This window comes from Bradyrhizobium genosp. SA-3 (assembly GCF_004212635.1).
Classification (GTDB): Bacteria; Pseudomonadota; Alphaproteobacteria; order Rhizobiales; family Xanthobacteraceae; genus Bradyrhizobium.
The window spans coordinates 22,360-41,163 of sequence record NZ_PSRT01000080.1; the positions used below are offsets into that span (position 1 = coordinate 22,360).

16 protein-coding genes are annotated in these 18,804 nt (G+C 64.3%); 3 read left to right on the forward strand and 13 right to left on the reverse strand.

From position 1 onward, the window contains the following. Positions 1 to 276: 276 nt before the first annotated feature. Positions 277 to 921: a TetR/AcrR family transcriptional regulator gene (locus CWO91_RS25865; RefSeq protein WP_130217451.1), complete on the reverse strand. Its 645-nt coding sequence runs from the start codon at positions 919 to 921 to the stop codon at positions 277 to 279. A 104-nt stretch (positions 922 to 1,025) separates the two neighbouring features. On the opposite strand from CWO91_RS25865, the gene CWO91_RS25870 reads away from it, so the two are divergent. Further along, positions 1,026 to 1,670 (forward strand): glutathione binding-like protein, encoded by a 645-nt coding sequence (locus tag CWO91_RS25870; protein WP_130217453.1) that lies wholly within the window; start codon positions 1,026 to 1,028, stop codon positions 1,668 to 1,670. Positions 1,671 to 1,721: 51 nt separating this feature from the next. Here the strand turns inward: CWO91_RS25870 and CWO91_RS25875 are convergent, their stop codons facing one another. The 7 genes from CWO91_RS25875 to CWO91_RS25905 form a co-directional block, all read right to left on the reverse strand. Then, on the reverse strand, positions 1,722 to 3,026 hold the full coding sequence (locus CWO91_RS25875; RefSeq protein ID WP_130217455.1) for a TRAP transporter large permease: 1,305 nt from the start codon (positions 3,024 to 3,026) through the stop codon (positions 1,722 to 1,724). Between the two features lie 34 nt (positions 3,027 to 3,060). Then, positions 3,061 to 3,654 (reverse strand): TRAP transporter small permease subunit, encoded by a 594-nt coding sequence (locus CWO91_RS25880; RefSeq protein ID WP_130217481.1) that lies wholly within the window; start codon positions 3,652 to 3,654, stop codon positions 3,061 to 3,063. Positions 3,655 to 3,664: 10 nt separating this feature from the next. Then, positions 3,665 to 4,666 carry a TRAP transporter substrate-binding protein gene (locus CWO91_RS25885; protein WP_130217457.1) on the reverse strand — a complete coding sequence of 334 codons (1,002 nt, stop codon included), beginning with the start codon at positions 4,664 to 4,666 and terminating at the stop codon, positions 3,665 to 3,667. Between the two features lie 33 nt (positions 4,667 to 4,699). Continuing rightward, entirely contained in the window at positions 4,700 to 6,358 is a 1,659-nt protein-coding gene (locus CWO91_RS25890; RefSeq protein WP_130217459.1) for a hydantoinase B/oxoprolinase family protein, read from the reverse strand. Between the two features lie 2 nt (positions 6,359 to 6,360). Next, on the reverse strand, positions 6,361 to 8,445 hold the full coding sequence (locus CWO91_RS25895; RefSeq protein ID WP_130217461.1) for a hydantoinase/oxoprolinase family protein: 2,085 nt from the start codon (positions 8,443 to 8,445) through the stop codon (positions 6,361 to 6,363). Positions 8,446 to 8,642: 197 nt separating this feature from the next. After that, complete coding sequence (locus CWO91_RS25900) at positions 8,643 to 9,638, reverse strand: alpha/beta fold hydrolase (protein WP_130217463.1); 996 nt, start codon at positions 9,636 to 9,638, stop codon at positions 8,643 to 8,645. 127 nt (positions 9,639 to 9,765) lie between these two features. Further along, positions 9,766 to 10,689, reverse strand: coding sequence for an NAD(P)H-binding protein (locus CWO91_RS25905; protein ID WP_130217465.1), 924 nt, complete (start codon positions 10,687 to 10,689; stop codon positions 9,766 to 9,768). Between the two features lie 102 nt (positions 10,690 to 10,791). On the opposite strand from CWO91_RS25905, the gene CWO91_RS25910 reads away from it, so the two are divergent. After that, positions 10,792 to 11,427: a TetR/AcrR family transcriptional regulator gene (locus tag CWO91_RS25910; RefSeq protein ID WP_245471365.1), complete on the forward strand. Its 636-nt coding sequence runs from the start codon at positions 10,792 to 10,794 to the stop codon at positions 11,425 to 11,427. Between the two features lie 9 nt (positions 11,428 to 11,436). Here CWO91_RS25910 and CWO91_RS25915 read toward each other — a convergent pair whose 3' ends face one another. The 4 genes from CWO91_RS25915 to CWO91_RS25930 form a co-directional block, all read right to left on the reverse strand. Next, complete coding sequence (locus tag CWO91_RS25915; RefSeq protein ID WP_130217467.1) at positions 11,437 to 12,258, reverse strand: NAD-dependent protein deacetylase; 822 nt, start codon at positions 12,256 to 12,258, stop codon at positions 11,437 to 11,439. Between the two features lie 77 nt (positions 12,259 to 12,335). Next, positions 12,336 to 14,135, reverse strand: a complete 1,800-nt coding sequence (locus CWO91_RS25920) for a cation:proton antiporter domain-containing protein (RefSeq protein ID WP_130217469.1) — start codon at positions 14,133 to 14,135, stop codon at positions 12,336 to 12,338. Between the two features lie 215 nt (positions 14,136 to 14,350). After that, positions 14,351 to 15,187, reverse strand: coding sequence for an SDR family oxidoreductase (locus CWO91_RS25925; protein ID WP_130217471.1), 837 nt, complete (start codon positions 15,185 to 15,187; stop codon positions 14,351 to 14,353). Positions 15,188 to 15,259: 72 nt separating this feature from the next. Beyond that, complete coding sequence (locus tag CWO91_RS25930; protein ID WP_130217473.1) at positions 15,260 to 16,579, reverse strand: solute carrier family 23 protein; 1,320 nt, start codon at positions 16,577 to 16,579, stop codon at positions 15,260 to 15,262. 126 nt (positions 16,580 to 16,705) lie between these two features. Between CWO91_RS25930 and CWO91_RS25935 the strand changes: the two genes are divergently transcribed. Continuing rightward, a complete protein-coding gene (locus CWO91_RS25935; protein ID WP_130217475.1) occupies positions 16,706 to 18,034 on the forward strand; it encodes a dicarboxylate/amino acid:cation symporter in 1,329 nt (442 codons plus the stop codon). A 252-nt stretch (positions 18,035 to 18,286) separates the two neighbouring features. Here the strand turns inward: CWO91_RS25935 and CWO91_RS25940 are convergent, their stop codons facing one another. Continuing rightward, positions 18,287 to 18,634, reverse strand: a complete 348-nt coding sequence (locus tag CWO91_RS25940; RefSeq protein ID WP_130217477.1) for a RidA family protein — start codon at positions 18,632 to 18,634, stop codon at positions 18,287 to 18,289. Between the last annotated feature and the right edge of the window lie 170 nt (positions 18,635 to 18,804).

Genomic DNA, 18,804 nt, shown 5'->3' on the forward strand with positions numbered 1-18,804 from the left:
TTCACCAAACCACATGCGGTGGCTATGGGTCCTGGATCTGCGCTCCGCTTCGCTGTGCCTGTCCAGGACGACGTCGGGGAAGTAGCTCGCGTTACAAACTCCGTGTCATCCCGGCGGAGGCCGGGACCCATACCGCGTGATTCATCGATTGGGCGCGGTGAGAGTAGACTCGTCATCAAAAGTCTTCGCCTAACCACTCCCTGTGGCTCTGGGTCCCGGCCTCCGCCGGGACGACGTCGGAGAGAGATGGTACTGCTTCACGCGCACCGCGGCGGCTTAGCCCTTGGCCCCCACCATCACGTCGATCGCGCCGCTGACGATCGCCTCCAGCTCCTTGCGCGGGACGCGGGCGCGGGAACGGATGGCGATCGTGTGCACGGTCGCGGATGCGACTTGCGCCAGCACCGACGGGTCGGCGCTATCAGGCAGCTCGCCTTTCTCCTTGGCGCGGTGGAAGCAATTGGCAAAGGCCTTGTCGAGCTCGGTGAAACCTTCGAGCACCATGGCGCGGATCTCAGGATCACTCACCGCCTCGGAGGCCGCAGTCACCACCGTGAAGCAGCCGCGCGGACCAGTGTCGCCCGAGAGATAGATGTTCAGCGCGGAAGCGAAAATGCGCTCGAGCCGCTGGCGTACCGGCATCTCCTGACGAAAGATCTCCACCATCGATGCGCGCGCTTCCTCGCGATAGCGCCGGTAGCTCTTGATGTAGAGCTCGCGCTTGTCGCCGAAGGCGCCATAGAGGCTCGGGCGGTTCATGCCGGTGGCTTCGCTGAGATCGTCGAGCGAGGTCGCGGCAAAGCCCTGCTTGCGGAACAGGTCGAGCGCTCTGCCGAGCGCGACATCGGGCTGGTATGCACGCGGCCGGCCGCGGCGCTTGGGTCCGTTGGCAGCAGCTGGCGGTTTCGATTTTTGTACCATTTCGCAAATTAATCCTTGACCTACCCCATATTATGCAAGACAGTACAAAAATCAATCTGGCCAGGTTGAGCGACACCCAAAGGAATTGCCCAAGGAGGCTACAGATGGATCTCTATTTCTCGCCGCTCGCCTGCTCGATGGCGACCCGCGTCGCGCTGTATGAAGCTGGCGCCGAGGCGAACTATCTCGAAGTCGATCCGCCGACGAAGACAGTGCTGAACGACGGCTCCGACTTCCGCACCGTGAACCCGATTGGCCTGGTGCCGACGCTGCGCACCGACGAGGGCGTGGTGCTGACCGAGAACGCCGCGATCCTGCAATATGTCGCCGACCGATTCCCGCAATCCGGCCTCGGCGCCGCCGCGGGCATCGAGCGCACGCGGCTGCATCAATGGCTCTGCTTCATCGGCACCGAGCTGCACAAGGCCCTGTTCGTGCCCGTGCTCGACCGCAAGGCGCCGCAGGAAGCCAAAGCGTATGCCTTGGAGAAGAACCTGTCGCGGCTCGACTATCTCGACAATCATCTCAAGGGACGTGAATTCCTGCTCGACCATTTCAGCGTCGCCGACGCCTATCTCGTCACGGTCATCAACTGGACCATGGCGACGCCGCCGATCGAGCTCGCGAAATGGCCGAACCTGAAGACCTATTACGAGCGCCTGCGTCAGCGGCCCTCAATCGCGAAGGCGATCGCGGAGGAGTTCGAGCTGTACAAGGCCGAGCAGGCGCGGAAGAAGGCGGCGGCGTAAGCCTGAAGCATCGAAATGCCGTTCCGGCCGCTCAGCCGGGACGGCACGAATCTATCCGTAAAGCACCCGCGGCAGGATCGTGACGATGCCGGGCCACAATGTGAGCAGCAGCACGAAGCCGATCATGATCATGAGATACGGCATCGTCACGCGCGCGATGTAGCCGAGGCCGTCTTCGGTCAGGCCCTGGATCACGAACAGATTGAAGCCGACCGGCGGGGTGATCTGCGCCATCTCGACGGCGAGCACCAGGAAGACGCCGAACCAGACCTCGTCGAAGCCCGCCGCCTTCACGATCGGCAGCACGATCGGCAGCGTCATCACGATCATCGAAAAGCCGTCGAGGAAGCAGCCGAGGACGAGATAGAAGACGACCAAAGCCACGACCAGCATGAAAGGCGACAGGCCAAGCCCCTTGACGAAGGCAGCCACCGCCTGCGGGATGCCGAGGAAGGCAGCCGCGTTGCCGAGGATCGAGGCGCCGAGCACGATCAGCGCGATCATCGAGCAGGTGACGACCGAGCCGATCAGCAGGTCCCTCATCACCTGCTGCGACATCGCTCCTTGCGCCCAGGCGACCAGCGCCGCACCGAGCACGCCGACAGCTGCAGCTTCCGACGGCGTCGCAAGCCCGCCATACATCGATCCGAGCACGCAAGCGATCAGGAACAACGCCGGCGCGAGATCCTTCAGCGCCGCGAAGCGCTCGCTCCACGGTACCTGCGAGAGCTTTGCTTCCGTCTCGGGCACCATGGTGCCGTTGAGGCTGGTGTGCAGCATCACCCAGGCCATGAAGGTGGCGGCCAGCAGCAGACCAGGCAGCACGCCGGCGGTGAACAGCTTCAGGATCGAGACGTCGCCGAGCACGCCATAGATGATCATGATGTTGGACGGCGGAATCAAAAAGCCGAGCGTGCCGGCACCGGCGAGCGAGCCGATCGCAATGTCGCGGGAATAGCCGCGGCGCAGCAGCTCGTTCAGCGACATGCGGCCGATCACCTGCGTGGTCGCGGCCGACGAGCCCGAGATCGCCGCGAAAATGGTGCAGCCGATCACGTTCACATGCAGCAGGCGGCCGGGCAAAAGCCCGGCCCAGGGCGCGAGCCCCTGAAACAGCGAGCGCGACAGGCGGGTGCGAAACAACAGTTCGCCCATCAGGATGAACAGCGGCAGCGCCAGCAGCTCCTGGGTGGTCAGGATGTTCCAGGCGTATTGCGGCAACAGCTTGTCGAGCGGGATCGAGCGGAACATCGCGAGCAGCAGCGTCGCGGTGAGCGCCAGCGTCAGGCCGATCCAGACGCCGCAGGCCAGCAGCGCGAACAGGATCGCAAACAGGGCGACGACTTCGATGGTCATGTGATCCGCTGTCCGGGGATTGGCGCGTGGGCGATCATTCGACGGGCGAGGCCTTCATGCGGTGATCCTCCAGCGGCAGGCCGAGCATGGCCTGGATCGCACGTGCCAGGAACTGAAGCGTCAGCAGCAGCATGCCGAAGGTGACGACGGCTTGCGGAAGCCACAGCGGCGTATCGCTCGAGGTCGAGACCTGGCCGCGCACATAGGCGCCAAAGGCGAACTTCGCCATCGCCGAGGTCAGGAACGCCATGAAGGCGAAGCCGGCCGCCGCCGACAGGATCTCGAGCGCACGCTGCACCAAGGCTGGCGCGTTCTTGAGCAGCAGCACGACACGGATGTGACCGCCGACGCGCAAGGTCATGGCGGCGCCGAAGGTGAAGGACGCCGCCATCAGATAGGACGAGTACTCCCAGGCGATCGAGATCGACGGTGGGAAGAATGAAAAGAAGTTCGAGAGGAAGCGCGTGGCGACCTCGCACAGCATCAGCAGTGTCAGCATCAGAAGGCAGCCGCCGCCGATCCAGCCGTCGAGCCGGCCGAGGCGGTCGATGCCGTCGAGCAGGATGCGCAGCGGCGCCGGCGCCGCTGCATTGAGACTCTGCGGAGCCTCGGGCGAGACGCTCACCACGACGCCACCCTCAGCCACGCTTCATTTCGGCGAGATAGGCCCGCACCGGCTTGTCGGCTGCCGGCACGCGCTTGAGGAACGCATCGAGCTGCGGTGCGGTCTTGCTGCGGATGGCCGTCATCATCGCGTCCGAGACCGGCACAACCTCCATCCCGCCCTCCTTGAGACGGTTGAGGCTGTCGACGTCGGCCTTGAGCGAGTTGGCCCAGAATGCCGGCTCCATCTTCGCCGCGGTATCCGTAACGAGCTTCTGTTGATCGCTGGAGAGAGCCTTCCAGGAATCGAGATTGACGGTGAGCATCTGCGACGACCAGACGTGGTTGGTCGGGTAGATGTATTTCAGGAATTCCCAGAATTTTCCGTCGACCCCCGACACCGCCGAGGTGGAAACGCCCGAGACCGCACCCGACGCCAGCGCGGGAATCGTCTCGCCCCAGGGAATCATCACCGGCGCCATGCCGACCACGGCCAGCATGTCGACGGCGTTCTTGTCGGGCACGCGGATCTTGATGTTCTTCAGGCCCTCGACGTCGGCGACCTTGACCTTGAGGTGCAGATATTGCGTCGGCCACGGCACGATGTAGAGGATCTTCTGGTTGTTGCGGCCGGCGACCTTCTCGTATTCCGGCCGCACATATTTGTGCAGCACCTTCAGCTCGTCCATCGAGCCGCACAGGAAGGGGATGCTCTCGACGCCCATGAAGGGCTCGTCGCCGACCTGCTGGATGTTGAGGACGTCGGCGAGCGGCACCAGGCCGTCGCGTACGGCGCGCAGATGCTCGGGGCCCTTGAAGCCGAGCTGGCCGCCGGCCTTCACGGTGATCGCGACCGAGCCGCTGCTCTGCTTCTTCACCTCTTCCGCGAAGGCCAAAGCGTTCTGGGTGTGGAAATTGCCGTCGGGCCAGACCGTTGACATGTCCCAGCTGACCGTCGCCGCCCGCGCGCGGGTGGAGATGTGACCAGCGGCGAGCAGCGTCGCTGCGCCCGCGGTGAAGTTTCGTCGCGTGATCATTGCTCCCCTCCGTTTACCAAGCGTACTGACGCGTCACCGCACGTACCCATAAACTGCAACTGCATTGTCTGAAGACACGAAGCCGCTCTCGACGTCGTCCTTCACCGCCGCGCGCTCGCGCTTGCCGGGATCGCCAATGCCGGCGCCGCCCGGTGTCAGCACCACCAGCCGGTCGTCCGGCGGCACCTGCTGAAAGCCTTTTCCACGCAGCTTCTTGCCGGATTTGAGGCCGACATAGCCGGCCTCGCCGTCCCGGCCGCCATCGCGCCCGCGCGGCGGATGATCGATGCGATCGAACGCCGCCAGGATGTCGAACGGCGCATCGACGCCGCTACCGACCTCGATGATCTGACCGAGCCCGCCGCGGGTGCGCCCTGCCCCGCCGGAATCCGGACGCAGCTCCTTGCGCCAGAAGATCAGCGGCGTCTGCGTCTCTGCGATCTCGACCGGCGTGCCGCGCACGCCGCTGGGATAGGCGGTGGCCGACAGCCCGTCCTTGCCGAAGCGCGCACCGGTGCCGCCATTGGAGGTCACCGCCATCGAGAACCCGTAATTGCCGCCGGCGCCGCTTCGCGTCTGTCCGCGGACGTTCAGATTCCACAAACACGAGGTACCCTCGGCCGGCACGCGCTCCGGGATGATCTGGCGCAAACAGCCGAACACGACGTCGGGCAGCATCTGGCCGATGACGTGACGCGAGGCGACCGGCGCAGGCTTCGGCGCATTGAGGATCGCACCCGCCGGCGCCGACACCGTCAGCGGCGAGAGCGAGCCGGCATTGTTCGGGATGTGCGAGGCGACAACGCAGCCGAGGCCGAACACGGTATAGGCCGTGGTGTAGGACAAGGGCACGTTGATGCCGAAATTGGAGGCAGCCGAGGTGCCGTCGAAATCGACGTGGATGCCTTCGTCCGAGATCGTCAGCGTCGCGGCGAGCGTCACCGGCGCGTCGTAGCCGTCGACCACCATAGTATTGCGCCAGCTGCCCTTCGGCAGTTTTGCGACCTCGGCAAGCACGGCCTCGCGCGAGCGGTCGCAGATGTAGTCGCCGAGCTCGTCGAGCGTGTCGATGCCGAACTCGGTCATCATCTCGACCAGGCGCTCGCAGCCGACGTCGTTGCAGCCGGCCAGCGAATAGGTGTCGCCCTCGGTATCGATCGGCAGCCGCGTGTTGGTCCGGATCATCGCCATCAGCGTCTCGTTGACGACGCCCTGGTCGATCAGCTTCAGCATAGGGATGTAGAGCCCCTCCATGAACACGTCGGTGGCATCGGGCCCGAAGCCGATGCCGCCGATGTCCATGAGATGGCTGGTGCAGGAGAACAGCGCGACAGGCTTGCCGTCCTTGAAGCAGGGCGTGGTGACGACGAAATCATTGAGATGGCCGGTGCCCATCCAGGGATCGTTGGTGATGTAGGCATCGCCCTCGTTCATCGTCTCGATCGGAAAATAGGCAATGAAATGCTTGACCGATTCCGCCATCGAGTTGACGTGGCCGGGCGTGCCGGTCACCGCCTGCGCCAGCATGCGGCCCTTGAGGTCGAACACGCCAGCGGAGAGATCGCCGCATTCGCGCACGATCGGGCTGAACGCGGTGCGGAGCAGCACCTGCGCCTGCTCCTCGACCACGGCGATCAGCCGGTGCCACATGATCTGGAGATCGATCAGGCTCGCGCCGCTTGCCTTGCTCATGATCAGGCCGCCTTTCGTTCCATGACGATGCTGCCGGCACCGTCGATATGAGCATCAAAACTGGTCGAGACGAAGGTGGAGGTCTCGTCCTCCGCGATCACGGCCGGGCCCGCAATGGTCGCGCCGGGCGCCATGTCCTCGCGGCGATAGAGCGGGATCTCGATCACCTCGCCTGCGCGGCCGTCGAAGAACTTGCGGCTGCCGACTGCCTTTCCGGCGGACTTGCGCGCGATGGCCGCGACCGCGGGTGGATTGCGCGCCTCGGTGGTCGCGAGCACCGACCAGCTCAACACCTCGATCGCGGCCCCCGGGATCGGTCGCTCGAACATCGCGGCATAATCCGCCTCGAACTTCTGGCGCAGACCGGCGAGATCGGCGGTCGCCAGCCGCCGGTTCGGCAGCTCGACCGAGATCTCATGGCCCTGACCGACATAGCGCATGAAGGCGGCGCGGCGCTCGCGCACCGGCGCACCGGCGGCGCCGGGTTCGACCAGGGCGCGCGCTTCGGTCGCCATCTCCTGCAAGAGATCGGAGACCGCCTCGGTGTCGAAATCATCGAGCCTCACGTAACGACTACGTACCAATTCATAGGCGATGGGCGCAGCCAGGAATCCGACGGCCGAGCCGACACCGGCATTCGAGGGCACGATCACGCGGGAGACGCCGATCTTCTCGGCGACGCGGGCCGCATGCAACGGCGCAGCCCCACCGAAGGCGATCAGCGTGTGCTGGCCAACCACGGCACCGCGCTCGACCGCATGCACGCGCGCCGCGCTCGCCATGTTCTCACAGACGACCTCGTGCACGGCATAGGCCGCGGTTTCCGCCGACAGGCCGAGCGGCTCGCCAACGTCGCGCAACAACGCCTGCTTCGAAAGCTCCGGATCGAGCTTGATCGTGCCCGCCGCAAACGCGTCGGGATCGATCATGCCGAGCGCAACGTCCGCATCCGTTACGGCCGGACGCTGGCCGCCGCGGCCGTAGCAGGCCGGCCCCGGCTCGGACGAGGCGCTCTCGGGCCCCACGGTGACGCGCTTCATCGCGTCGACATGCGCGATCGAGCCGCCGCCGGCGCCGATCTCGACCATCTCGATCACGGGGATGCGCACCGGCAGGCCGGAGCCTTTGAGGAAGCGCGCGGCACGGTCGACCTCGAACACGCGCGAGGTCTCGGGCTGGTACTTCTCGATGAGACAGATCTTTGCGGTGGTGCCGCCCATGTCGAAGGACAGCACCTTGCTCTCGCCAAGACGCGCCGCGATCTGCGCCGCGAAGATGGCACCGCCGGCAGGGCCGGATTCAACGAGACGCACCGGGAAGCGCCGCGCCGTCTCGATCGAGGTGACGCCGCCGCCGGAGGTGACGAGATAGATGGCGCCGCGGAACTGCTCGACCTGCAAGGCGTCCGCCATGCGGGCGAGATAGCCGTCGATCAGCGGTTGCACATAGGCGTTCGCCACCGCGGTGGAGGTGCGCTCATATTCGCGGATTTCCGGACACACTGCCGACGACACGGTCACGGAGATGCCGGGCATCTCCTCACCCAGAATCGCGGCGGCGCGCCGCTCGTGCTCGGGATTGGCGTAGGAGTGAAGGAAAGCGATCGCGACGCTCTCGACGCCTCGCTCGCGCAATTTTGGCGCGAGCGCGCGCACCGCAATCTCGTCCAGCGGGAGCCGAACGGCGCCATGTGCGTCGATGCGCTCCGGCACGGTGAAGCGCAGGCTGCGCGGCGCCAGCGGCTTCGGCTTGTCGATGCTGAGATCATATTGGTCGTAACGGCTCTCGGTGCCGATATCGAGCACGTCGCGAAAGCCATCCGTCGCGATCAGCGCCGTCCTGGCGCCGCGGCGCTCGATGATGGCATTGGTGGCGAGCGTGGTGCCGTGAATGAAGACGTCGATGTCGCTGATATGAGCGCGCGCGTCGGCGAGGATGAGGCGCATGCCCTCCAGCACTGCCTGCTCCGGCCGCTGCGGCGTCGTCAGCACCTTGCGCGTCTTGCGCGCCTCGCCCACGTCCAGCACGATGTCGGTGAATGTGCCACCGATATCGACGGCAAGCCGCACCTCGGCTCCCTCAAGCATTCCAAATTCTCCGCGCTGATCGTCATAACTCAGGGTGAAACTGAGCAATTTTCATACCAGCGAACGTGCCGGTCGAGAAGGCGGTTTTGCGTGGCACCTATGCAGCATTGCCAAGTTGGCTTGGACGACCTCCCTTGCAAATCAGGGCCGGTTGTTCGACCGGCCCTGATGACGACGCTTTGCGGAAGCCACATCGCTCAGGAGCGGCTCGGCAGTGCGCGCATGAATTCGACGAGCGCGGCGCTGACTTCGCCTGGCCGCTCCTGCTGAGTCCAATGGCCGCACCCTGGAAGCATCTGGACCTTTCGCAAGCCGGGAACGAGCGTCTTCAGATTTGCGAGTAATTGGTCCGTTCCGGGGAAAGTCAGCAGGAAGTCACGATCGCCCGCCATGTAGAGCGCGGGTATGGTGACCTGAAGGCCCGTCAAGGCACCCGTGATTTCCCAATTGCGATCGAGGTTACGGTAATAGTTTAGCGCGCCGCGAAAGCCGCTTCGTCGAAACTCCTCTCCGTAATAGTCGACGTCGCTTTCGCTAATCCAGGATGGCAACGTTGCCGGCGCACCGGGTCCTTGCAGGAAGCCGCCACCCTTCGGGACCATCGCAAGGTTCGTCGGTGTCCCGCCGGCCGCGCGAGCCGCGGCCACGCCGTCACCGGACGCGCCAAACAGCATGTTGCGAAGCGTCGCGCGCGGATCGCGTCCAAACTCAGCCTCCGCAGGACCCGACTCCTGGAAATAGAGCTGATAGAATTGCGCAGTCTCGGTGCGCGGCATGAGACTGGTAGGTGGCGCCTTGGCGCGCGGCCGGAACGGGACGCTGAGCGCGGCGATGGCCCTGAAGCGATCAGGGCGCGTGAGAGCCGCCTGCCAGGCAACGCTGGCGCCCCAATCGTGCCCAACGATGACGGCAGCCGGCACGCCCAATGCGTCGAGAATGCCGACCATGTCTCCGACGAGATGCAGGATCGTATATTGGTCGATCGCCTGCGGCGCGTCGCTCTTTCCGTAACCGCGCATGTCGGGAGCGACGACGCGGAAACCGGCGGCGGCAAGGTCGCCGATCTGATGCCGCCAAGAATACCACGTCTCAGGGAAGCCGTGGACCAGCAGCACCAGAGGCCCTTCACCCTGCTCGGCAATGTTGAGGCGGATTCCGTTGGCTTCGATGATGCGCTGCTTGATCCCAGTCATTCTTTCACCTCGTTCCGAACTTGCCGCAAAAGCGCTTGATGACATTGCGCGGGGCGCCGCCTGCAATGCGAGCGGAGCCAAGGCCGCAGCCAGAAACCGGCGTCTGTCCATGTGCATTCCCCTCGGGCTAGGCCTTCGCAGCAGGCGCAAGCAACTCGGACTGTCGCTCGCGAACGAACTGTTGAAATGTCTTCGGCTGTGCACCACCGATTTTTTCGATGGTATCCGTCGCAACGAAACGCGCAGCTTCGGCCGGGAGCCGGGCGGCCCGCAGCGATTTCCAGAGCGAGGAGAGGTGCTCGACCGCGTGCGCATTCCAGCCTCGCGACAGGACTTCGCTGCGCCACTCCGCGTCGGTGATTTCCTCGTAGTGGACGTCCCTGTCGAAGACGTGCGCGAACGCCCGGACGACGTCGCCGACGGAATTGACGCTCCCGATGATGGGATAGGCGGATCCCGCGACCTGCTTGGGGCCAACGAGGAGACCCGCGGCGACCCGCGCCACGTCTTCGGCCGAGATCAAGGGCAGAATGGTGCTCTCGTCACCTAACGGCAGGCGGATTGCACCGCGCTCCGGCAGGTTCGCGCCGACAAGACGAGCCACGTTCTCGTAGAAGACGGTGGCCCGCAAATGCAGCGGGCCGACGCCTGCCCATTCGAAAACCTGTTCGGACAGATAATTCTGCCGCATGCGCGGGGTCGGTGCATCGATCGATGACTGATACATCACGAGATTGACAAGCCGCGAAATACCATGCCGGCGTGCTGCGAAGGCCATTGCCGCGGTTGCTTCTGCCAGTCCGTCCTGGACGGGATAGGCAAAATAGATCGCTGAGACGTCCTTTGCCGCCTGTTCAACGGAGCGGACGTCGAGGAAGTCGCCGACGAAAATCTCTGCGCCGAGCGACTTGAGCCTGTCGGCACGACTGTCGATTTGGCGCACGAGCGCGCGGATCTGATGGCCGCGCCGGAGCAACATTTCGGACACGTGCCGGCCGGTCTGACCTTGGGTGCCCCCTGCGGCGGAGGTCACGAGGATTGTCTCTCTCATCGTCTCGGTCCTTTCCTGTTTCACTACATTCTGGTACGATGCGGTACCACGCGAAACGGATATGGTACCGATTGGTACCAAGTCAAGAGGAAGATTGCGTCGATGAGTCCGAAGATGGAGCCGCCCGAGGAAAACGCCGATGGACTTGAGGCCCGGAAGCGGATACTGAACGCAGCGCTTTCCGCGTTCATGGAAGGTGGCTACGCGCAGACGAGCACCCTGGAGATCGCGACGCGTGCGCGCGTTTCCAAACGCGAGCTCTACTCGCTGTTCGGCAACAAGGAGGCGATGCTGGTCGCATGCATCACCGAACGCGCCCAGCGGCTCAAGGCACCGGCGGACCTTCCCACGATCCGCAGCAGGGACATGCTGGCAAAAGTGCTTGCCGCGTTTGGGACGAAGCTATTGACGGAAACGACCGACCCGGTCGTCGTCGCCGTGTTTCGGCTGGCCATATCCGAGGCCGTACATGCACCAAGAGTTGCTCATGCGCTAGATACCGTCGCCCGCAAGCCCATCCGCGATTCACTGCGGATGATCATGGCGAACGCCAGATCAACAGGTCTTCTTGCCGGTGACCCCGACGCGACGACCGAGAAATTTCTTGGATTGTTGTGGGGAGATCTGATGACGGGCCTGCTGCTACAGGCCACCAATCGCCCGAGCACTAACGAGATCGCACGGCGAGCAAGTGAGGCGTCGACCGCGCTCCTGAAGCTCTATCCGAAGTCCGGCTAGCCTCCATCTTCAGAGCAGGAATGCGAGCGCCGCCTCGCAGCGATCCTCGACCTTCAGCGTCAGGAGATCGTCGGCACGGGTGCGGCCGAGATTGACCGCCGCGATCGGAATATTGCGCTGCGCGGCAGCCTGCACGAAGCGGAATCCCGAATAGACCATCAGCGAGGAGCCGACGATCAGCATCGCGTCGGCCTGCGCCAGATGATCCTGCGCCGTGGCGACGATGTCGCGGGGGACGTTCTCGCCGAAGAACACGACGTCGGGCTTGAGGATGCCGCCGCAGGCCTCGCAGACCGGCACTTCGAAGGACGAAAAATCCTCGTGCTCCAGATCAGCGTCGCCATCAGGTGCATCGGCGGCATCGAGCGTCAGCCAGGCCGCATTCGCGCGACCAAGCGCGTGCTGAAACTCATCGCGCGGCGTCTTGCGGTCGCAGCCCATGCAGCGGACCAGATCGAGCCGGCCGTGCAGGTCGATCACCTGCCGGTGGCCGGCGGACTGATGCAGCCGATCGACGTTCTGGGTCAGCAGCATCCCGCACCGACCGTTCGCCTCGAGCCGGGCCAGCGCATGATGCGCATCGTTCGGCTTCGCCTGGCCGAACCGCCGCCATCCAATCAGACTGCGCGCCCAATAGCGCTGGCGCGTATGCTCGTCCGACATGAAGGCCTGGAAGTTGACCGGCTGGGTCCGCTTCCAATTGCCGTGGCTGTCGCGATAGTCGGGAATGCCCGAATTGGTGCTACAGCCGGCGCCAGTCAGCACGAACAGCCGTTCGTGCCGGCCGATGAAATCCTGGAGCGGAGGGTTTGCCAGCGGAGCATTTGTCATGGCGCATGATGTAGTCCGCGCGGGCGGGTTTTGCCAGATCACGACAGTCCGCAGCGCACGGCAGCCCGGATAGGCGGCTATCTCGGGGACCGGCGCCCTGTACTATCGAGGAGACGAGTTTTCTCTTCTGCTGCAATGCGGGCGGCTTGCTGCAATGTCAGCCGAAATTCGTCCCGCTTCTCGTGCACCGAGGCGATCGCATGCCCGACCGCGACTCCGAGGCCGATCAGTGCAGCTTCGGAAAGTTGCAGGCTTGCCTCGATGGTTTCCGGCACCGCATCGGTTGCGCCGATCGCATAGAGGTGGCGGGCATGATCGGCGTCCCGCGCACGTGAGACGATCAGCACGTCCGGCCGCACCGCGCGAATCCGCTCGACCACGGCATCGATCGCGGCTCGCGACTGAATGGTAATGATCACACCGGTCGTCTGCATCAGGCCGCAGGCTTCCAGAAAGCCCGGTTCTGTCGCATCACCAAAATAGACCTTGTGACCATCGCGGCGGTCGCGCGCCACGGCGACTGCTTCGTTATCGACCGCGATGTAGTTCAGGCCGTGGCTGGTCAGCAGCGAGCAGACGACTTTTCCAACGCGGCCGTAGCCGACCACGATGGCCTGCGCCCGGTCGCCGGGCGGCCGAACCGTCAGTTCGGGATCGAGGGTGCGTTCGCTCCCCAGTTTCGCGGCCAATCGTCGTCCGAGCACGCCCAAAAGCGGCGTCAATGCCATTGTCACGGCGGTGATGGCGACGGCAAAGCTCGACGCGCGAGCTTCGATCAGGCCGAGCGCCGCCGCCATCCCGATGCTTACGAAGGCGAATTCGCCGACTGGACCCAGCAGGAAGCCGATCTCGATCGCCGACGGCCACGAGAGCCTGAAGAGGCGGCCCAGGATGATGAGCACGATCGCCTTACCGGCCAATACGCCGACAACGGCGGCCAGCAACCAACCAGGCTCGCGCATGAACACGCGGAAGTCGATGGCCATACCGACGGTGAAGAAAAAGATGCCCAGCAGCAGGCCCTTGAATGGCTCGATGGTAGCCTCAATGGCCTTGCCGTACTCCGTTTCCGCCAGCATCAGTCCTGCAACGAATGCTCCGAGCGCCATCGACAGGCCGGCTTGGTGTGCGGCAATGCCTGCGCCGACGATGACGAACAAGGTCGCCGCGACGAACAACTCCGTCGAATGGGTGCCCGCAACCATCTGGAATAGCGGACGCATCAGCAGCCGTCCGATCAGAATGAGAAAAGCGACCGCGACTGCGGCCTTCAAGACCGCACTGGAGATGTGCGTCACGACGGAGCCGCCGCTGCCTGCGCCGAGCACCGAGACGAGCACCAGAATGGGAACCACTGCAAGGTCCTGGGCCAGCAGCACCGAGAAGCTGGCGCGTCCCGCAGTGGTCGCAAGCCGTCTCTCGGCGGATAGAAGCTCAAGCACGATCGCCGTCGAGGACAGCGCAAGGCTCGCGCCGAGGATCACTGCGGTGTCGGAATTCTGCCCCGCGAGAAGCGCCGCGCCGAAAATGATCGCGGAGGTCGCCAGCACCTGCAGGCCGCCAAGCCCGAACACCAGGCGCCGCATCGTCACGAGCCGCCTGAAAGACAGCTCGAGCCCGATCAGGAATAGCAGGAACACGACGCCGAGATTGGCGATGCCTTCGACGTTCTGCGCGTCCGCCACGGTGAACCAGTACAGGAACGGGAGTTCTCGAACGAGCGAGCCGAGTCCGAGCGGGCCGAGGATGGCGCCGGCACCGAGATAGCCCAGCACCGGATTGATGCCCCAATGGCGGACGATCGGCACCACCACGCCGGCGGTGCCGAGGACCACCAGCGCGTCACTGTAGGCATTGATGTTTATGGTTGTGGTCACGAGCCCATCATGTGTCGGCGCTTGCCAATAGCGGCAGCGTCGTCCACGGTCGATAGCACACGGCGCCGCAGACCCCTACCCGGCGCCAACCGCCAATTTCTCGCTGTGCATCGGTGTCCAGGTAGGCCCGGCGAGAAGGCTTGCCTTGCGACGACGATCTGGTCGTCGCGAGCCGGGTCGGGCCGCCACCGATGCGCACGTTCCCAAGCTGACGTTCAGCTCGCCCAATTCTCCCGGAATTCGGGGAACAGCGTCAGGCCTCCGCAGGCATAGATGGTCTGCCCGGTGATGTAGCTCGCATCATCCGAGGCGAGAAAGGCGAACACGGCGGCGATCTCTTCCGGGGTGCCGACGCGGCCGAGCGGAATGTGGGACGTGACGACGCCGCGCTTCTCGGGATCGCCGGTCCAGGCCGTGTTGATCGGCGTATCGATCGCGCCGGGACCTACCGCATTGACGCGGATGCCTTGGCCCGCGAATTCCAGCGCCAGCGTTCGCGTCAGGTTGGCCATGCCGCCCTTGCTGACGGAATAAGCGAGATAGCCGGGCTTCGGAATGATCTGGTGGACGCTGGAGCAATTGATGATGCTGCCGCCTCCGCCGCGGGCGACGAAATGCGCGAGCGCCTTCTGGGCGCAAAGCACGGCGCCATTCAGATTCACGTCGATGATGCGGCGATAGGTTTCGACGTCGAGCGCTTCGCTCGGCGATTCCCGCTGGAAGCCGGCATTGTTGACGAGACAGTCGAGGCGCTTCCAGCGCGCCAGGATCGTCTCGAACATCGCGGCGATGTCCTGCTCGTTGCCGATATCGGCCTTGACGATGATGTGATCGAGCCTGCCGTGGCCACGATCGCTCGACGCCGTCCGCGCCAGCGCGAGCGTCTCCTCGGCCCTTTGGGGGTGATCGAAATAATTGATGGCGACGGTCGCGCCTTCCTGGGCGAGCCGGATGGCGACGGCGCGGCCGATGCCTTGTGAAGCGCCGGTCACCAGCGCGTATTGGCCCACGAGACGCGAGGGAAAGGAGGTTGAGCGATTGGTTTGTGGCATGAGTTCTCTCCGGGATGCCTGATCATCGACGGAACCCGCCCTTTGTTCCATCTCTCAACGCATTGCTGTGATTCATTTGGCGTGGCGGGCGACCGTCAAGGTCAGGATCTGGTAGAGGATGATGGCGCCAAAGGTTGCGGTGCCGATTCCGCCGATCGTGAACGCACCGAATTTGAGCGTGAGATCGCCGGCGCCTGCGGTGAGCGCCACCGCGACGGTAATCAGGTTCGCGGGATTTGCGAAGTCGACTTTGTTCTCGACCCAGATCCGTCCCGCCATTGCCGCGATCAACCCGAACAGCACGATCGAGAGGCCGCCGATGATAGGGCCGGGGATCGACAGGATGAGCGCGCCGAATTTAGGCGAGAAGCCGAGCAGGATCGACACCGTGGCCGCGAACGCGAACAACAAGGTGGAATAGACCTTCGTCGCCGCCATGACGCCGATGTTCTCGGCATAGGTGGTGACGCCGGTGCCGCCGCCGCAGGCCGCCACGATGGTCGCGAGGCTGTCGGCAAACAGGGCGCGGCCGAGATAGGCATCGAGGCTCCGGCCCGTCATCGCGCCGACGGCCTTGATGTGACCGAGGTTCTCGGCGACGAGAATGATCGCAACCGGCGCGATCAGGAAGATTGCATCGGCATGGAAGCTCGGCGCGGTGAAGTTGGGCAGGCCGAACCACGGCGCGGCCGAAAGTTGCGTGAAGTCGATCGGCTTGCCGAAACCGAGTCCGTTCGCGAACAGCAGGTACAAGAGATATCCGCCGATGGCACCGACAATGATCGGCAGGCGGCGCCACAGGCCTGGCGCGGCAACGGCAACCAGGCCAATGATCAGAACGGTCGCAAGCCCGATCCAGGTGTCGAACGCGCCTCCGCTCACCGCCTTCACAGCCACGGGCGCGAGATTGAGGCCGATTGCGGCGACAACGGCGCCGGTGACCGCCGGCGGCAGCAGCCTCTCGATCCAGCCAACGCCCGACCACATCACGATCAGCGCAATCAGGCCGTACAGCACTCCGGCTCCGACGATGCCGCCGAGCGCAACTGACAGGTTCGGGTTCGGCCCCTGCCCGGCATAACCGGTGGCAGCGATGACGACCGCGATGAATGCGAAGCTCGAGCCGAGATAGCTCGGCACGCGCCCCGCGACGATGACGAAGAAGATCAGCGTGCCGATGCCGGAGAACAGGACCGCAACATTGGGATCGAACCCCATCAGCAGCGGCGCGATGATCGTTGAGCCCGACATCGCGACGCAATGCTGGAGACCGGAGACAATGGTCTGGCCCCAGGACAGCCGCTCCTCCGGCATGATCACGCCCGAGGTCTTCAGTTTCCAACGCGGAAAATAGCCTTGCGTTTGCTCGTCGGAGCCTGTTGCAGTCGACATGTTTCCCCCGAATTGCGATGCAGCGGTCGATCTTCGTGCGATCCGACAAAAATGTGATTGTCGCTTCCGCAGCGGCCATCACATGATGCAAATCAAGCAAGATCAATACGTTCCGGGGCCTACAATATGACACAAGTCGCGATCCAGCCAGCCGTCCTCCGCCGGCACCAGCCCTGGTACATGATCCTCTACGTCCAGGTCCTGATCGCGATCGCGCTCGGCGTGCTCATCGGCTACTTCTATCCAAATCTCGGCAAAGCCTTGAAGCCGCTCGGCGACGGTTTCATCGCGCTGATCAAGATGATGATCGCACCGGTGATCTTCTGCACCGTGGTGCACGGCATCTCCTCGATGGGCGATCTCAAGCGCGTCGGCCGCGTCGGGCTGAAGTCGCTGATCTATTTCGAGACGGTCTCGACCGTCGCGCTCGCGGTCGGTCTGCTCGTCGGCGAGATTCTCCAGCCCGGGCACGGCTTCAACATCGATCCCGCCACGATCGATCCGAACTCGGTGGCGACCTACGTCACCAAGGCCAAGGAAGAAGGCATCGTCGCCCATCTGATGGCGATCATCCCCGACAGCTATCTGGGCGCCATCGCGCGCGGCGACCTGCTTCAGGTGCTGTTGATCTCGATCCTCTCGGGCTTCGCCATCGCTTTCCTCGGCAAGGCCGGCGAGCCCATTGCGGACGCGATCGACAAGGCCGCAAAAATGTTCTTCGGCATCATCCGCATCATCGTGCGCGTGGCGCCGATCGGCGCCTTCGGCGCGATGGCGTTCACCGTCGGCGCCTACGGGCTCGGCTCACTGCTCAACCTCGCCGCCCTGATCGGCACATTCTACCTGACCAGCATCCTGTTCGTGCTGATCGTGCTGGGCGCGATCGCCCGGCTCGCCGGTTTCTCGATCCTGCGCTTCATCGCCTACATCAAGGACGAGCTGCTGATCGTGCTCGGTACCTCGTCCTCGGAGACGGTGCTGCCGCAGATGATCCAGAAGATGGAGCATCTCGGTGCCTCGCGCTCGGTGGTCGGCCTCGTCATCCCCACCGGTTACAGCTTCAATCTCGACGGCACCAACATCTACATGACGCTCGCGACGCTGTTCCTGGCGCAGGCCACCAACACCCATCTGACGATCTGGCAGGAGCTCGGCATTTTGGGCATCGCCATGATCACCTCGAAGGGTGCGTCAGGCGTGACCGGCGCCGGCTTCATCACGCTCGCCGCGACGCTCTCGATCGTGCCTGATATCCCGATCCAGTCGATCGCGATCCTGGTCGGCATCGACAAGTTCATGAGCGAATGCCGTGCGCTGACCAATCTGATCGGCAATGGCGTCGCCTGCGTCGTCATCAGCCTCTCCGAAGGCGAGCTCGACCGCGACGCGCTGCACGAGACCATGGCCCACCCGCTGGAGATCGGCGAGGCACTGGAACCGGGCGGTGGCGCGTGAGCTCACGTAGCGTCTCGACCTCGGGAGACCGAGTGAGCAGTGCACCCGGTTCCCGTCGCGGTAGTTTCCCGGAGTAGAAAATTGGTGCCGCACGCGTCACAACAGCGGCGTTGGGATCACTGATTGATACTCATTCTTTCCACCCGACGCGCTGGGGGCAGCGCGTCGGGTTTTTGTTGTTCGCGGCAAGGAGCGACGCGCCGGGAATGGCGCGCCGCCTCTTCCGGCAACTCCGCCCGTCGCGAGACGCGATTAGCCCTTGAGCGCGGTCACCACCACCTCGATCAGCGCATTGCCGCCGAGGTCGGCGACGCCGACGGTGGCGCGGGTCGGCAGATTGTCGCCGAAGAACTCGGTCCAGGCCGCGTCCATCTCCTTCTTCTTGGACAGATCCGTGACGAAGATCGAGGTGCTGACCACGCGCGACTTGTCGGTGCCGGCTTCCTTCAGATAGCCGGCGATCTTGCCGAGGATGTTGCGGGTCTGGTCACCCATCGAGACCGAGGTGTCGTCGGCGATGGTGCCGCCGAGGAAGACGAAGCCGCCTGCCTCGACGGCGCGGTGCATGATCGGCGTGCGGATGCTGCGGGTGATGCTCATGATGTCCTCTTGTTAGAGCGTGGAAGGAGTTGAGTTCGGCTGAGGGCCACGAAGGAGGTGCGCCCCCTCTCCCGCTTGCGGGGGAGGGCCGGGGTGGGGGTGTCTCCGCATTGGGACTTTCCCCGTGTGGAGAGAGAACCCTCACCCGGCGCTCCGCGCCGACCTCTCCC

What these genes read in the sequence shown, in the direction of transcription:
- CWO91_RS25900 (WP_130217463.1), bottom strand. Translation starts at nt 9,638, where the DNA reads ATGACTGGGATCAAGCAGCGCATCATCGAAGCCAACGGAATCCGCCTC.
- CWO91_RS25865 (WP_130217451.1), bottom strand. Translation starts at nt 921, where the DNA reads ATGGTACAAAAATCGAAACCGCCAGCTGCTGCCAACGGACCCAAGCGC.
- CWO91_RS25905 (WP_130217465.1), bottom strand. Translation starts at nt 10,689, where the DNA reads ATGAGAGAGACAATCCTCGTGACCTCCGCCGCAGGGGGCACCCAAGGT.
- CWO91_RS25935 (WP_130217475.1), top strand. Translation starts at nt 16,706, where the DNA reads ATGACACAAGTCGCGATCCAGCCAGCCGTCCTCCGCCGGCACCAGCCC.
- CWO91_RS25915 (WP_130217467.1), bottom strand. Translation starts at nt 12,258, where the DNA reads ATGACAAATGCTCCGCTGGCAAACCCTCCGCTCCAGGATTTCATCGGC.
- CWO91_RS25875 (WP_130217455.1), bottom strand. Translation starts at nt 3,026, where the DNA reads ATGACCATCGAAGTCGTCGCCCTGTTTGCGATCCTGTTCGCGCTGCTG.
- CWO91_RS25940 (WP_130217477.1), bottom strand. Translation starts at nt 18,634, where the DNA reads ATGAGCATCACCCGCAGCATCCGCACGCCGATCATGCACCGCGCCGTC.
- CWO91_RS25930 (WP_130217473.1), bottom strand. Translation starts at nt 16,579, where the DNA reads ATGTCGACTGCAACAGGCTCCGACGAGCAAACGCAAGGCTATTTTCCG.
- CWO91_RS25870 (WP_130217453.1), top strand. Translation starts at nt 1,026, where the DNA reads ATGGATCTCTATTTCTCGCCGCTCGCCTGCTCGATGGCGACCCGCGTC.
- CWO91_RS25885 (WP_130217457.1), bottom strand. Translation starts at nt 4,666, where the DNA reads ATGATCACGCGACGAAACTTCACCGCGGGCGCAGCGACGCTGCTCGCC.
- CWO91_RS25925 (WP_130217471.1), bottom strand. Translation starts at nt 15,187, where the DNA reads ATGCCACAAACCAATCGCTCAACCTCCTTTCCCTCGCGTCTCGTGGGC.
- CWO91_RS25910 (WP_245471365.1), top strand. Translation starts at nt 10,792, where the DNA reads ATGAGTCCGAAGATGGAGCCGCCCGAGGAAAACGCCGATGGACTTGAG.
- CWO91_RS25890 (WP_130217459.1), bottom strand. Translation starts at nt 6,358, where the DNA reads ATGAGCAAGGCAAGCGGCGCGAGCCTGATCGATCTCCAGATCATGTGG.
- CWO91_RS25895 (WP_130217461.1), bottom strand. Translation starts at nt 8,445, where the DNA reads ATGCTTGAGGGAGCCGAGGTGCGGCTTGCCGTCGATATCGGTGGCACA.